This window comes from Hymenobacter sp. B81, from assembly GCF_044628455.1.
Lineage (GTDB): Bacteria > Bacteroidota > Bacteroidia > Cytophagales > Hymenobacteraceae > Solirubrum.
The window spans coordinates 97,556-111,927 of the sequence record NZ_JBIYZW010000003.1 but is presented as its reverse complement, the minus strand read 5'-3'; the positions used below and the strand labels follow the sequence as shown (position 1 = coordinate 111,927).

The 14,372-nt window shown below is 64.4% G+C and carries 11 protein-coding genes; 3 read left to right on the top strand and 8 right to left on the bottom strand.

The genetic code is table 11. The features are described 5' to 3' along the window. Positions 1–101: 101 nt before the first annotated feature. The 7 genes from secA to dapF form a co-directional block, all read right to left on the bottom strand. Positions 102–3,518: a preprotein translocase subunit SecA gene (gene secA, locus ACE191_RS17415; protein WP_400193510.1), complete on the bottom strand. Its 3,417-nt coding sequence runs from the start codon at positions 3,516–3,518 to the stop codon at positions 102–104. Between the two features lie 180 nt (positions 3,519–3,698). After that, positions 3,699–4,646, bottom strand: coding sequence for a dTDP-4-dehydrorhamnose reductase (rfbD, locus tag ACE191_RS17410; protein WP_400193509.1), 948 nt, complete (start codon positions 4,644–4,646; stop codon positions 3,699–3,701). Between the two features lie 4 nt (positions 4,647–4,650). Then, entirely contained in the window at positions 4,651–5,943 is a 1,293-nt protein-coding gene (locus ACE191_RS17405; RefSeq protein ID WP_400193508.1) for a family 1 glycosylhydrolase, read from the bottom strand. Between the two features lie 67 nt (positions 5,944–6,010). Continuing rightward, positions 6,011–7,207, bottom strand: coding sequence for a UDP-galactopyranose mutase (gene glf, locus ACE191_RS17400; protein ID WP_400193507.1), 1,197 nt, complete (start codon positions 7,205–7,207; stop codon positions 6,011–6,013). A gap of 77 nt (positions 7,208–7,284) precedes the next feature. Then, positions 7,285–8,523 carry a glycosyltransferase family 1 protein gene (locus ACE191_RS17395; protein WP_400193506.1) on the bottom strand — a complete coding sequence of 413 codons (1,239 nt, stop codon included), beginning with the start codon at positions 8,521–8,523 and terminating at the stop codon, positions 7,285–7,287. A gap of 190 nt (positions 8,524–8,713) precedes the next feature. Then, positions 8,714–9,253, bottom strand: a complete 540-nt coding sequence (locus ACE191_RS17390) for a GNAT family N-acetyltransferase (protein ID WP_400193505.1) — start codon at positions 9,251–9,253, stop codon at positions 8,714–8,716. Positions 9,254–9,257: 4 nt separating this feature from the next. Beyond that, positions 9,258–10,052 (bottom strand): diaminopimelate epimerase, encoded by a 795-nt coding sequence (gene dapF / locus ACE191_RS17385; RefSeq protein WP_400193504.1) that lies wholly within the window; start codon positions 10,050–10,052, stop codon positions 9,258–9,260. Positions 10,053–10,232: 180 nt separating this feature from the next. On the opposite strand from dapF, the gene ACE191_RS17380 reads away from it, so the two are divergent. The 3 genes from ACE191_RS17380 (at position 10,233) to ACE191_RS17370 (ending at position 13,343) form a co-directional block, all read left to right on the top strand. Beyond that, a complete protein-coding gene (locus tag ACE191_RS17380; RefSeq protein ID WP_400193503.1) occupies positions 10,233–11,117 on the top strand; it encodes a class I SAM-dependent methyltransferase in 885 nt (294 codons plus the stop codon). 126 nt (positions 11,118–11,243) lie between these two features. Continuing rightward, the gene (locus ACE191_RS17375) at positions 11,244–12,185 is read left to right on the top strand and encodes a phosphatase (protein WP_400193502.1); all 942 of its coding nucleotides are present in this window, start codon (positions 11,244–11,246) and stop codon (positions 12,183–12,185) included. A 96-nt stretch (positions 12,186–12,281) separates the two neighbouring features. After that, positions 12,282–13,343: an Ldh family oxidoreductase gene (locus ACE191_RS17370; RefSeq protein WP_400193501.1), complete on the top strand. Its 1,062-nt coding sequence runs from the start codon at positions 12,282–12,284 to the stop codon at positions 13,341–13,343. Positions 13,344–13,478: 135 nt separating this feature from the next. Here ACE191_RS17370 and ACE191_RS17365 read toward each other — a convergent pair whose 3' ends face one another. Beyond that, on the bottom strand, positions 13,479–14,318 hold the full coding sequence (locus ACE191_RS17365) for a murein L,D-transpeptidase catalytic domain family protein (protein WP_400193500.1): 840 nt from the start codon (positions 14,316–14,318) through the stop codon (positions 13,479–13,481). Positions 14,319–14,372 lie beyond the last annotated feature (54 nt).

The window sequence follows — 14,372 nt, the reverse complement described above, 5'->3', positions numbered from 1 at the left end:
GTGCCCCGGCTTTGAGCCGGGGCACCACTGCAATCGTCCACAAAATCCGTGAACCGAAGGAAGGCGAAGCCAAATCCGTCAAATCCGGACGAATCCGGGGATTAGTCGATGAGCACGGCGCGGTTGTTCAGCACGTCGTCTTCCACGCTCTTGAACTTCACGTCGCGCACGATGCGGCCGTCCATGTACTGCACGCTCACCTTGTCGTTGCGGTTGGCCACTTTCTGCGAGCGGGCGGGCACCTGCTTTTCGGCTACCACCGGCTCCAAACCCAGCTCGTGGGCCTGCTCCAGGTCTTCGGGGCCGGCGCCCAGCGAGGCCGAGGCCACTTCCTTCTCGGCCTTCAGCTTGGGCTGCGGGGCGCGGGGGGCGGCCACGGCTTCCTCGAAGTGAATTTCGGGCTCCTGCATCGGGCCGGCCTGCGAGGCCGGAATGTCGGCGCGGAACAGGAACGAGACGGTGTCTTCGTTGACCTTGCCGATCATGCGCTTGAAGAGCTCAAACGACTCGAACTTGTAAATCAGCAGCGGGTCTTTCTGCTCGTACACCGCGTTCTGCACCACCTGCTTGAGGTCGTCCATGGCGCGCAGGTGCTGGGTCCAGGCCTCGTCGATGAGGGCCAGCACAATCACCTTCTCGGCGGCGCGAATCAGCTCGAGGCCGCCGCTGGTCTGGGCGCGGCGCAGGTTGGCCACGGCCTGCACCTGCTTGCGCCCGTCGCTGAAGGGCACGGCAATGTTTTCAAAGGGCGCCTGCTGGTTGATCAAGTCGTTGATCAGGGGCAGGGCCGACTCGGCAATGACGTCGTTCTTGCTCTGGTAGTAGCCCAGCGCTTCGCCGTAGAGCTTCTGGGTGAGCTCGGGCGCGGGCTGGCCCGCAAACTCGCTTTGCGAGATGTGCGTGTCGTAGCCAAACACGCGGATGATGGCCAGCTTGAAGTCTTCGTAGTCGCCGGAAATCTTGTGGCCGGTCACGATGTCCTCGCTCACGTCGAAGATCATGTTGAGCACGTCCAGCTCCAGTCGCTCGCCGAACAACGCGTTGCGGCGGCGCGAGTACACCACCTCGCGCTGGGCGTTCATCACGTCGTCATACTCGAGCAGGCGCTTGCGGATGCCGAAGTTGTTTTCCTCGACTTTCTTCTGGGCGCGCTCGATGCTGCTGGTAATCATCGAGTGCTGAATTACCTCGCCTTCTTCCAGGCCCATGCGGTCCATCAGGCGCGCAATGCGGTCGGAGCCGAACAGGCGCATCAGGTTGTCGTCGAGGGCCACGAAGAACTGCGAGGTACCCGGGTCGCCCTGGCGACCGGCGCGGCCGCGCAGCTGGCGGTCGACCCGGCGCGACTCGTGGCGCTCGGTGCCGATGATGGCCAGCCCCCCGGCCTCCTTGGAGGTTTCCTTGAGCTTGATGTCGGTACCACGGCCGGCCATGTTGGTGGCAATGGTCACGGTGCCGGGGTAGCCGGCGCCGGCCACAATTTCGGCCTCGCGCTGGTTCTGCTTGGCGTTGAGCACTTGGTGCTGAATGCCGCGCAGCTTGAGCATGCGGCTGATGATTTCCGAGTTTTCCACCGAGGTGGTACCCACCAGCACCGGGCGGCCGGCCTTCACCAGCTCCTGGATTTCTTCGGCCACGGCGTTGTACTTCTCGCGCGTGGTTTTGTAGACTTTGTCGTGCTCGTCCTTGCGCGAGATGGGGCGGTTGGTGGGAATCACCACCACGTCGAGCTTGTAGATTTCCCAGAACTCGCCCGCTTCCGTTTCGGCCGTGCCGGTCATGCCGGCCAGCTTGTGGTACATGCGGAAGTAGTTCTGCAGCGTTACCGTGGCGTAGGTCTGCGTGGCGTCTTCGATGCGCACGTTTTCCTTGGCCTCGATGGCCTGGTGCAGGCCGTCGGAGTAGCGGCGGCCTTCCATCACGCGGCCGGTCTGCTCGTCCACAATCTTCACCTTGTGGTCGTCGGTCACGATGTACTGGTCGTCGCGCTCGAACAGGGTGTAAGCCTTCAGCAGCTGGTTGATGGTGTGAATGCGCTCCGACTTCTCCTGGTAGTCGAGCATCACCCGCTCCTTGGTGTGCAGCTTGTCGTCGGCCGACAGGGCTTTGTTGTCCTCAATGGCGGCCAGCTCCATGCCGATGTCGGGCATGATGAAGAAGCTCGGGTCTTCGCCCTGGCCGGTAATCAGGTCGACGCCGCGCTCGGTCAGCTCGATCTGGTTGTTCTTCTCGTCGATGGTGAAGAACAGGGGCTTGTCGGCCTGGGGCATCTGGCGCGAGTTGTCCTGCAGGTAGTGGTTTTCCACTTTCTGCAGAATGGCGCGGTTGCCGGTTTCGGAGAGGAACTTGATGAGCGGCTTGCTCTTGGGCAGGCCGCGGAAGGCGCGGAACAAGGCCAGGCCGCCCTCCCCTTCCTTGGGACCGTCGTTGCCTTCCTTGATGAGGCGCTTGGCGTCGAGCAGGTACTGCTGCACCAGCTTTTTCTGCTCGTCCACCAGGCGCTGAATGCGCGGCTTCAGAATCAGAAACTCGTGCACGTCGCCCTTGGGCACCGGCCCCGAGATGATGAGCGGGGTACGGGCATCGTCGATGAGCACCGAGTCCACTTCGTCGACCATGGCGTAGTGGTGCTTGCGCTGCACCAGCTCGTCGGTTTCGCGCGCCATGTTGTCGCGCAGGTAGTCGAAGCCGAACTCGTTATTGGTGCCGTAGGTGATATCGGCGCGGTAGGCCTTGCGGCGCGCCTCGGTGTTGGGCTGGTGCTTGTCGATACAGTCGCAGCGCAGGCCGTGGAACTCGTACAGCGGGCCCATCCACTCCGAGTCACGCTTGGCCAGGTAGTCGTTCACCGTCACGATGTGCACGCCGCGGCCGGCCAGCGCGTTCAGAAAGGCGGGCAGCGTAGCCACCAGCGTTTTGCCCTCACCCGTGGCCATTTCCGAGATTTTGCCCTGGTGCAGCACCAGGCCGCCAATCAGCTGCACGTCGTAGTGCTGCATCTCCCAGGTCATCTCGGCGCCGCCGGCCATCCACTTGTTGGGCCAGATGGCTTTGTCGCCTTCGAGGCGGATGTGCGGCCGCTCCCGGGCCATTTCCCGGTCGTGGTCGGTGGCCGTTACCACCAGCTGGCCGTTTTCCTTGTAGCGGCGGGCCGTGTCCTTCACAATGGCGAAGGCCTGGGGCATCACCTCCATCAGCACTACTTCCAGCTCCTTGTTGCGCTGCTTTTCCAGTGCGTCGATCTGCTCGAACAGGCTTTCCTTCTGCTGAATATCGAGGTTGGGCTCGTCGGCAATACGCTGGTGCAGAGTCGAAATCTGGGCGTCGATTTCTTTGAGGTGCTCACTGATGCGGGCGCGCACCTGCCCGGTCTGGGCCCGCAGCTCGTCATCGGAGAGGCCTGCCAGTTTGGCGTATTCGGCGTTGATGGTCGCCACGTAGGGGATGATGCCTTTCAAATCCCGCTCCGACTTGGTGCCGAAAACTTTGGTGACGGCCTTCCCGATAAAATCGAACATGCTGCTTGTAGTTTGCTGAAAAACGCCGGAGCGCAACTCAAATTTAAGGCGTTTGGGGGAAACGTGCGGCCCGAAATCGGAATTGCCCCAGAAATGCCAAACCCCGCCGCTCCAAAAAGAGTGCGGGGTTTGGCAAAGCAGCAATGTTGTCAGGCGGGAATCCGGCGGGGGCGCAAGAGTCTACGCAGCTTCGGCCGGCCGCGCGGTCTTGGGCGGGCGGGCCGTCGCCAGCCGGCCCTTGTCGGCCGCGGCTACGTGCCCAATGTCGGCCAAGTACTGACGCAGGGCGTGCTCAAATGCCGGCAGCAGGGCAGCCCGCTCACTTTGCAGGGCGCTTTGCCGAGGCCGCGGGGCGGGCAGGCCCAGCGCCGCCAGCGGCCGGCCCAATACAAAGTCGGGGTTGAAGTTGGCGGCCTCGGCCACCGTGCGCGCCACCTGCGCCCAGCTGCTGCAGCCCTGGTTGGCTACGTGCCAGATACCGCGCTCTTCGTCAATGAGCAGATCCAACGCGGCGTGTACCAGCCCGGGCACGTAGGTGGGCGACACAAAGGCATCGTCGGCGGCCTCGAAGGCGCGGTCTTCCTGGGCGGCGGTCAGCACCTGGTGCACGAAGTTGTACTGGTCCCAGGGGCCGAAGAAGGCGCTGGCGCGCACTACCAGCGCCTCGGGAAACTGCTGCAACACCGCTTGCTCGGCCAGCAATTTGCTCTGGCCATACACGCTGAGCGGCAGCGCCCGGTCGCTTTCCACGTAGGGCTGCTGCTGGCGGCCATCGAACACCAGATCAGAGGAAAACGTGAGCAGCTGCACGCCGTGGGCGGCGCAGGCCGCGGCCAGCACGCTGGGGCCGGTGGTGTTTTCGCGGTAGCAGCGGTCGGCGGCGGCTTCGGCTTCGTCGACCCGCACAAAGCCGGCGGCATTCACCACGGCCCAGGGCCGGTGGCGCCGCAGCACCGCTTGTACCTGGTCGGCATCGGCAATATCAAGGTCGGCCCGGCTCAGGGCTACCACTTCGATGCCCCGCAGGTGGCAGATGCGCCGGAAAGCCCGCCCTAACGTACCGTTGGCGCCCGTGACAAGCAGCGGCTGAACCGGTTGCGGCAGCGGATAGGTTAGCAAGTGCGTCATCCAGTTAGCTTATGGGTTCGGAACGGTACACAAAACGGTCGTGGCGCTGCCACCAGCCCGGGCCCGCCAGCAGCGGGTGGGGGTAGCGGCCCGCGCGGGCCAAGCCCTGCACCATTTTAAACAGCGCGGTGGGGCGCAGCTGCCCGCCGCGGACGTCGAACACGCCGCTCTCGTAGCTGTGGCCGCGGCGAGTGAGCAGGCTGTCCCAGTCGAAGGCGCCCAGCAGCGACCAGACGGTGACGGCGCGCATGGTTACGCCTTCGCGGCGCAGCTCGTTGGCGGCGTTCCACACCTGCTGCAGCCAGCGCATCTGCTCTTCGCGGGTGCAGCCCAGGTGCGCTTCGGTTACGGCCAGGGGCAATTGGTACCGCTCCCAGGCTTCGCGCAGCAGTTGCTTGACGCCCGCCATTTCCACGGGCAGCACGCGCACGGCTTCCACGTCGGCGTAGATGTCGCGGCGGTTGTTGCTCAGGCAGCGCGGCGGATAGTACTCCAGCTGGTCGTCGAGAAACCGCTCACTGGTCACGTAGTAGTTGAGGCCCAGCACATCGGGCGGCAGCGGCCGGGCTACAAACTCGAGCAGCTCGGCCCGGCTCGCGCCATTGTCGCGCAGAAAGCGCCACAGGTAGTGAGCATCATCGACGCGGCCGCAGAGCAGGTCGAAGCTGAGCCAGCGCCGGTGATTTTCAAACTCGGCCTGGTAGGCCAGGGCCGGCGTGCAGTGCACCTTGCCCAGGTCCTCGGTCTGCACCAGCTTAGCCTTCGGGTTGATTTCCCGAATGGCGCGCATGGCCCGCATGGTGGCCTGCGTCTGGTTGATCATCATGCGCACGAACACCCGGTCGTCGGTGGCGTGCGGGTACCACAGGCCGTAGAGGCCGCTGAAGCGCGCCGTGGTCAGCGGTTCGTTGATGGGCGTGTAGTAGTTCACCCAGGGGTAGCGCTCGGCCACCAGGCGGGCGTAGCGGGCCAGGCCGTCGGCGAAGTTGTCGGCGTGCAGGGCCGTGTAGCGCGGCCCGCTGCCGTGGTGCAGCAGCCCCACAATGGGGTCGATGCCCAGCTCCTGCAGCCGCGGCAGCCGCTCGTCGGGCCAGCGCCAGTCGGGCCGGTCGAGGCTTTCGGGGGCCACGTGCTCCCAGAGCACGGGGTAGCGCAGGCGGCGCAGGCCCAGCTCGGCAATGGCGTCCAGGTCGGTCAGGCGGGCTTTATGCCCGCTCTGCTCCAGCTGGTCCATATATTCTTCGCCGACGCGGTTGACGGTGCATTCAACCCCGCCCCACAATTCAACTGTTGCCATGAGGACACGAAAAAACGCGGCGGGGGCCGGCACGGCATCACCCGGCCCCGCGTCGCGGCAGAAGAAGTTAGGCTTGCTTTTTATCCGGGTCGCGCGGCACCAGCTTTTCCATGAGCGCCGCCGAGCCGGTAATGGCCGGTTTGGCGGGCAGGGCCGTACCTTTTTCCTCTTTTTCCTTTTCGGTAATCTTCTTGTACACCGTCAGGGCCTGGGCTACCACCTGGTCCATGTTGTAGTACTTGTAGGTAGCCAGGCGCCCCACGAAGTGCACGTTCGGCGTTTCGTCGGCCAGCTTCTTGTACTTGTTGTACAGCTCGGCGTTTTCGAGGCGCGGAATGGGGTAGTACGGGTCGCCCTCGGCTTTGGGGTACTCGTACACGATGCTGGTTTTGGGGTGCTGCTGGCCGGTGAGGGCCTTGAACTCGGTGATGCGCGTGTAGAGGTGCTCGTTGGGATAGTTCACCACCGGCGCTTCCAGGTGCTGCTCCTTGTTGAGGGTTTCGTGCTTGAACTCCAGCGAGCGGTAAGGCAGCTTGCCGTACTTGTAGTCGAAGTACTCATCGACCGGCCCCGTGAAGATCATTTCCTTGAAGGGAATCAGGTCCACGATGTCGTGGTAGTCGGTGTTGAGCATAATCTTGATGTTCGGGTGGTCGAGCATCTTCTCGAACATCTTGGTGTAGCCGTGCAGGGGCATGGCCTGGTAGGTATCGGTGAAGTAGCGCCGGTCGCGGTTGGTGCGGGTGGGCACGCGCGAGGTCACCGACTTGTCCAGCTCCGAGGGGTCGAGGCCCCACTGCTTGCGGGTGTAGTTGCGGAAAAACTTCTCGTACAACTCGCGGCCCACCTTGCTCACCACCACGTCTTCCGAGGTTTTAATGACCGGGATGGGCTCAGCCAGCGACTCCAGAAACTGCTCTACCTCAAAAGCATTCAGGCTTAGACCGTAAAGCTTGTTGATGGTATCGAGGTTGATGGGAATGGGCACGTGCTGCCCGTCGACCGAGGCCAGTACCCAGTGCTCGTAGGGCCGCCAGTCGGTGAAGTTGGACAGGTACTCGAACACCTCCTTGGAGTTGGTGTGGAAGATGTGCGGCCCGTACTTATGGACCATGATGCCATCTTCGTTGTAGTGGTCATAGGCATTGCCCCCAATGTGGTTGCGCTTGTCTATGATCAGCACTTTTTTGTTGGAGCGCGTAGCCAAACGCTCGGCCAGCACGCTGCCGGCGAATCCGGCTCCTACGATCAGGTAGTCAAACATAGCTCGGGGGATGGTGGGATGGTTGTGAAAAAGAGGGCAGAAAAAACTAGGTCTCCGTAGGGCTTCTACGCAGAAAATCAGCGAACAACCACTTTGTGCAGTTCGGCCTGCATCAAATCGACCATCTGCTGCCAGGTTTGGTCCCAGGAAATGGTGGCCAGGTAAGCGTCCACGCGCTGCAGCCAGGCCGCGTCGTCGGCCTCGCCGAGCGCTTGGCCGATGGCCCGGCCGAAGCGGTCGGCATCGGCGGCAATGTGAACCAGACCCAGCTCGCCGTAGGGGCGCACCACGTCGCGGATGGGCGTGCTCACCACGGGCTTGCCAGCGGCCAGGTACTCGGGCGTTTTGGTGGGCGAAATGAACTTGGTGCTTTCGTTGTCGGCGAAGAGCAGCGTGGCCACGTCCCAGCCGCGCAGGTAGGCCGGCAGCTCCTGGTAGCTCTTGCCACCCAGGTAGTGGATGTTGGCAGCCTGCGGCAGCGTAGCCGGGTCGATTTTCACCACCGGCCCGATGATGACGAATTGCCACTCGGGATGCGCAGCGGCCAGCTCACCCAACAACTCGATGTCGAGGCGCTCATCAACTACGCCGAAAAAGCCGACGCGCGGGTGCGGAATAGGCTGCTGGTCGGCCGGCTCGGGCAGCTCGGTACGCGCCTGTCCGAAATGGGCCTTGTCGATGCTGCTGGGAAAGGCGTGCGCGCTGGCGTGCTGCTTCTGCTTGGCCTCGTACAAACTCTGCCCACCGGTAAACACCAGCTGGGCCTGCCCGAACAATTCCTGCTCGCGGCTGCGCAGCTCGGGGTGCGCGCCCTTGAAGTTGGCCAGCTCATCCATGCAGTCGTAGATGGTGAGGGCCGGCCGGAACTGGCGCGACTTGGCCAGGAACATGGGCGAGTAGTACCAGGCAATGAAGTCGCGGATGTTCTCCCGCTCGAAGTACTCGTTGAGCAGTTCGGCCTGGACCGCGTCGGCGGCTTCTTCGCTCAGGCCGCCGGGCAGGTGCACCACCACTACTTTCAGATGCCCCTGCTCGCGGTCCTTGATTTCCAGCCAGGGCTGCATCTGCGTGTCCTCGAAGTGCGTGCAGGGCTCCTCCACGTAGAACACCCGCGTGTGGCGGGCAAAGCGGGAAAGCAGGTGCTGCGGGCGCTGCCACACAAAATCCCAGTGCAGGTGCGCAAAGCAAACCAGGTCGGGCAGCGGCGTTTTATGGGCCGGTACGTCTTGCTCGGGAGAGACAATGTCGGCAGTGGGCGAAACCGTTTGGGTGGCGGCAGACTGCGGCTCCAGGCCAGGGGCGTCGAGTAAGGACATGCGGAAAAGCGTCAAAGAAGTTTTGGCGAAGGCAGTGGTGCGGGAAAAGGAGGGGAACCTGGTTGCGCACAAACTCCGGCAACCAAGCGCGGCAGATAGCATACGCACACCCACGCCAAAAGGATACCGGCCCCGTACCCTGCACGCAAGCGCGGGTACGAGGCCGGTGGATTTTCCCCGAACCGGGATTCTATTCCGCCGTCAGCAGGCACTGCATTTCCACGGCGTCCTGCCAGCCGTGGGCGGTGCGCAGCCAGGCGCGGCGCACGCCCACGCGCCGGAAGCCGGCGCGGCGAAACAGCTTCAGGCTGGCCGCGTTGCCGGCCGCCACGGTGCAGTACAGCTGGTGCAGGTGCAGGGTGTGCCGGGCGTAGTGCAGCAGCTCCCGCAAGGCCGCGCGGGCGTAGCCTTGGCCGCGCTGGCTGGGCAGCAGCATAATGCCCACCGCGGCCCGTTGGTGGTGCGGGTGAAAGTCGAACAAATCGATGGTGCCCAGGGCCCGCCGCCCGTCCGCGGCGCAGATGACCAGCCGCTGCTGCCGCACCTCGTAGAAATCGGCGGCGGCGCTGTCGAGGTAGCGCCGCAGGTTGTAGCGCGACACGGGCGCCAGGGTGTCGCTGGCCAGGCCCCAAGCCGAGGCGTCGTTTTCGAGCTGGTAGAGCAAGTCCAGGTCGGAGTCTTCCAAAGCCCGCAGGCTTACGTCGGCCGGGGGCGGCAGGGCGGCGGGCACGGCGCTACAGATTGAGGTGGCCCGCGAAAACGTACTCGGCCGGGCCGCTCAGGTACACCTCGGTAAACGAGCCGTCGGCGTGGGCCACAAACGACACGCTCAACTCGCCGCCGGGCGTGCGCAGGGGCACCGGGCTTTGGGCCCCGCGCCGGGCGGCGGCCAGGGCCACAGCCGTTACGCCGGTGCCGCAGGAGTGCGTTTCGTTTTCCACGCCGCGCTCGTAGGTGCGCACCTGCCAGGGCTGCCCCACCGCCGCGGGCGCCTCCACGAAGTTGACGTTGGTCCCCCCCCGCTCCCGAAAAGCGTCGCCGTAGCGCACGGCGCGGCCCCGCCCGTACACGTCGTAGCCGGCCAGGGTGCCGGGGGGCAGAAAGCTCACTACGTGCGGCGAGCCGGTGTTGAGGAACACGCCCTCGGGCCACTCCTGCTGCCCCTCCACGTCCATCATGCGCAGCCGCACTTGCCCGGCCTCGTCGATACTGGCTTCGTGCGGGCCATCGGCGGCCAAAAAGCGGGCCTGCTCGCCGATTACGCCCAGCTGCTGGGCAAACGCCACGGTGCAGCGGCCGCCGTTGCCGCACATCGAGCCCAGGTGGCCGTCGGCGTTGAAGTACACCATCTCGAAGTCGTAGCCCGGCGCCTCGCGCAGCAGAATCAGCCCGTCGGCCCCGATGCCGCGGCGCCGGTCACAGAGGCGGTTCACCAGAGCATGGTCGGCGGCGGGAAACGTGCGGGCGCGGTCGTCCACCATCACGAAGTCGTTGGCCGTGCCCTGGTATTTGAAGAAATGTATCGTCATGCGCGGAAGCAGAAGAAAGGCCAAGGAGCGAAAGCCGATGCGCGGCCGGTTGGGCACTCGGGTCAGTGCTGAAACCCAGCCGGCCCGGGCCCGGTTCGACCAGCAGCTCCGGGGCCAGCGGCAAACCGTGCGTAGCGTACCTTTGCCGCCCCGCCCCGCGGGGCTCATCAAAGGTAGCGCATGTACTCTTTCCTGACCACCAGTCCCTGGCCCGACTACGAGCTGCTCGACAGCGGCAACTTCCAAAAGCTGGAGCGCTTCGGCCGCTACGTGCTCAGCCGGCCCGAGCCCCAGGCCGTGTGGGACCCGCACCTGCCGGCCAGTGAGTGGCAGCGCGCCCACGCCACCTTCACCCGCGAAGCCGGCAGCCAGGAGCGCGGGCAGTGGAAGCTCAAGCCCGGCATGGCCGAGCAGTGGCACATCGGCTACGAGCGGCCCGACGGCCTGCAGCTGAAATTTCGCCTGGGCCTGTCCTCCTTCAAGCACGTAGGGCTGTTTCCCGAGCAGGACCCCAACTGGCAGTTCATCTACGAGCAAACCAAAAAGCGCCGCGCCGAGAAGCCCCGGGTGCTCAACCTGTTTGCCTACACCGGGGCCGCCACCCTGGCCGCCCGCGCCGCCGGCGCCGACGTCACCCACCTCGACTCGGTGAAGCAGGTCAACTTCTGGGCCCGCGACAACATGGAAGCCTCGGGCATCGACGGGGTGCGCTGGCTGGTGGAAGACGCCTGGAAGTACGTGCAGCGCGAGGTGAAGCGCGGCAACAAGTACCAGGGCCTGATTCTGGACCCGCCGGCCTACGGGCGCGGGCCCAACGGCGAGAAGTGGCAGCTCGAAGACCAGCTCAACGAAATGCTCAAACTCTGCCGCGAGCTGCTCGACCCGCAGGACCACTTCTTCGTCATCAACCTGTACTCCATCGGTTTCTCCGCCCTGATTCTGGATAACCTGATCGGCAGCATCTACCCGCCCTACGGCCAGCAGCGCGAAATCGGGGAAATCTACCTCCACGACCAGGGCCAGCGCAAGCTGCCGCTGGGCACCTTCTGCCGGTTTGCCAATTAGCCGCTCGTTTCTCGTTTGCCCATACCGCATTTGCGCTGGTTAGGCATTCGGACGCGCCTGGTCAGTTGCGGAACAACTTCTTGCCATTCTACCGGCCGAAAAACGAATAACCAACAACGAAAAACCATGCACCAGCGCCTGGCCCTCATCGATATGGGCACCAATACCTTTCACCTGCTCATCGTGGAGCTGCCCGCCGACCGCGGCCAGGAGCCTACGGTGCTGCTGCGCACCAAGGTGGGCGTGAAGCTGGGCGAAGGCGGCATCAGCCACGGGGAAATTGCCCCCGCGGCCTACGCCCGGGCCCTGCACACCCTGCAGGCGTTTCAGGAAGAAATCGAGCTGCACCAGGTGCAGCAGGTGCGCGCCACGGCCACCAGCGCCGTGCGGGTGGCCCGCAACGGCCCCGAGCTGGTCAAGGACATCTTCGAGCAAACCGGCATCCGCGTCGAGGTTATTGCCGGTGCCCGCGAGGCCGAGCTGATTTGCCTGGGCATCCGGCAGGCCGTGCCGCTGGGCCTGGAGCCCAACCTCCTGATGGACATCGGCGGCGGCTCGGTGGAGTTCATCGTGGCCAACGACCAGCAGATTTTCTGGAAACAGAGCTTTGAAATCGGGGCCCAGCGCCTGCTCGACCAGTTTTTCCGCCACGACCCGCTGCTACCCGCCGACGTGCAGGCCCAGCAGGACTACCTGCGCGACGCGCTGGCGCCGCTGCTGGCCGCCATCGACCACTTTCGGCCCGCCACGCTGGTAGGCGCCTCGGGCACCTTCGATACCCTGGGCGACCTGCAGGCGGCCCGCCGCGGCGAGGATTACTCCCACCAGCCGCCCGCCCGCCACATCTCGCTCGAGAGCTTCCACGAAAGCTACCAGCAGCTACTGCGCCTGCCCCACGCCGAGCGCCTGCAGCTGCCGGGCATGACGCCCCTGCGCGCCGACATGATTGTGGTGGCCTGCGTGCTCATCGACTTCATTCTGCGTTGCGGCCCGTTCACCGGCATTACGGCCTCGGCCTACGCGCTCAAGGAGGGCCTGCTGTTCGAAATGCTTCTTCCCAATGACTGAATGATGGAATGACTGAATGGCCTAATATCGTTTTGGCCTCAATCATTCATCAGTCATTCTCCCATTCAGTCATTCACCCATTCCATCATCGTCCCCGTGACTTTCGCTTACTCCCGCCTGTTCGCTTTTGCCGAAGCCGTGTTTCGCGGCATGGGCTGCTCCGAAGACCACGCCCGCCAAGCCACCGAAACCCTGCTCTCGGCCGATCTGCGCGGTGTCGACTCGCACGGCGTAGCCCGGCTCAGTGGCTACGTGCGGCTGTGGGAAGCCCGGCGCGTGAATGCCACGCCCGCGCTGGCCGTGGTGCACGAAACGCCCAGCACGGCCGTCGTCGATGGCGACGCGGGCCTGGGGCTGGTAGTGGGCCCCTACGCCATGCGGCTGGCTATCGAGAAGGCCCGCACCGCCGGAACGGGCTGGGTGGCGGTGCGCAACTCCAACCACTACGGCATTGCCGGCTACCACGCCATGCTGGCCCTGCCCCACGATATGATTGGCATTTCGCTCACCAACGCCTCGCCCCTGGTAGCGCCCACCTACGCTCTGGAGCGGCTGCTGGGCACCAATCCCATTTCAGTGGCCATTCCGGCGGGCGAGCAGCCGGCCTTCGTGCTCGACATGGCCACCACCACGGCCGCCAACGGTAAGCTGGAAATCCTGGAGCGCAAAAACCTGCCTGCCCCGGCCAGCTGGATTCAGGACCGCGACGGCAACGACTCGACCAACCCTACCGAAACCAAAAACGGCGGCGCGCTGCGTCCCCTGGGCGGCGAAACCGGCAGCCACAAGGGCTATGGCCTGGGGGCCACCGTCGATATCCTGTCGGCCGTGCTGTCGGGCGCCAACTACGGGCCCTGGGTGCCGCCCTTCGTAGCCTTTCTGCAGCCGCCGGCTAACCCCGTGGGTGCGGGCATCGGCCACTTCTTCGGGGTGATGCGCGTGGATGCCTTCCGGCCTGCCGACGAGTTCAAGGCCCACATGGATAACTGGATTCAGACCTTCCGTCAGGCCAAAGCCGTACCGGGCCAGCAGGTGCTCATTCCCGGCGACCCGGAGCGGCTCATGACCGAGCAGCGCCTCACCCACGGCATTCCCCTGCTTGAAAAGGTGGTGGCCGACCTGGGCAGCGTGGGCGAGCGGTTCGGCCTGGTGCTGTAGCGCCCCAACCCGCTGCTCGGATTTGGTCCATACACAACGCGCCCCCGGCTTATCACCGGGGGCGCGTTGCTCTCAACTCCCTCTATCCAGGGCTCTGCTCCTCATCAAAACCACTGGCTTTGTGGCTTGTACGCATTACGCGGACTGATCGTTGGCTTCAGCCACAAATTGATGCGCGGCCATATCGGTGTTCAGAAACTCCGACTCGTAGGTGGTATCGGGGCCATTCAAAAACAGGCAGGTCTGGTTCTGCACCGCGTCGATAATCTCGGCGTACTGGTCCATGGGCAGGGCCGGACAGCCCAAGCTGCGGCCCAGGCGGCCGTACTGGCGAATGAATTCCTCGCTCACGTACTCGGCGCCGTGCATCACCACGGCACGCTCCATGGCCCGGTCGTTGTAGCCCTCGTCGACACCCTGAAGCTTTAGCGAACGGCCGTGCTTGCCGTAGTAGTCGCCCTGGGTTACGTAGAAGCCCAGGCTGCTCATGTTCGACTCGTTTTCGTTGGAAAACGTGGTGGCCACGTTCTCGCCGGAGTTGTGACCGTGGGCCACCAGGGTGTTGAACAGCACCTTGCGGTCGGCCAGATCGAGCACCCACAGCCGCTTTTCGGTACTGGGCTTCTCAAAATCGACTACCGTGAGCAGGTTACGGTCCTGGTCGAGCTGGCCCTGCGCTTTCAGGTTCAGGAAGCCCGTGTAAGCCTTCTCAAACACCTCGTAGCGCAGGCCGCTTTTGGCCACGCCCAGCTCCTGGTATAGCTCGCGCACCCCGTTGCTGAAGGTCATGGCCTCGAATTCCTTTACCGAGGGCATGCGCGCGGCTACCGTCGGCGTCTTGGCCTGAGTCGAACTCACGGGCGAGGCCAGCGGCGTAGCCAGAAACAGCGAGGCTACGAACGGCAGGGCCCGGCGCAAAGCCCGGCGGGCCCGCACTTTCAGTCGCAAACGGTGAACAACATTCGGCTTTTCCATGGCAATCAGCTTTTTCGGTCAGGGCCTCAGCCCGAAAGTAACGTTTTCGGGGCT

Excerpts from the sequence above, each read along its gene's own strand:
- secA (WP_400193510.1), bottom strand. The coding sequence starts at position 3,518 with ATGTTCGATTTTATCGGGAAGGCCGTCACCAAAGTTTTCGGCACCAAG.
- rfbD (WP_400193509.1), bottom strand. The coding sequence starts at position 4,646 with ATGACGCACTTGCTAACCTATCCGCTGCCGCAACCGGTTCAGCCGCTG.
- ACE191_RS17405 (WP_400193508.1), bottom strand. The coding sequence starts at position 5,943 with ATGGCAACAGTTGAATTGTGGGGCGGGGTTGAATGCACCGTCAACCGC.
- glf (WP_400193507.1), bottom strand. The coding sequence starts at position 7,207 with ATGTTTGACTACCTGATCGTAGGAGCCGGATTCGCCGGCAGCGTGCTG.
- ACE191_RS17395 (WP_400193506.1), bottom strand. The coding sequence starts at position 8,523 with ATGTCCTTACTCGACGCCCCTGGCCTGGAGCCGCAGTCTGCCGCCACC.
- dapF (WP_400193504.1), bottom strand. The coding sequence starts at position 10,052 with ATGACGATACATTTCTTCAAATACCAGGGCACGGCCAACGACTTCGTG.
- ACE191_RS17380 (WP_400193503.1), top strand. The coding sequence starts at position 10,233 with ATGTACTCTTTCCTGACCACCAGTCCCTGGCCCGACTACGAGCTGCTC.
- ACE191_RS17375 (WP_400193502.1), top strand. The coding sequence starts at position 11,244 with ATGCACCAGCGCCTGGCCCTCATCGATATGGGCACCAATACCTTTCAC.
- ACE191_RS17365 (WP_400193500.1), bottom strand. The coding sequence starts at position 14,318 with ATGGAAAAGCCGAATGTTGTTCACCGTTTGCGACTGAAAGTGCGGGCC.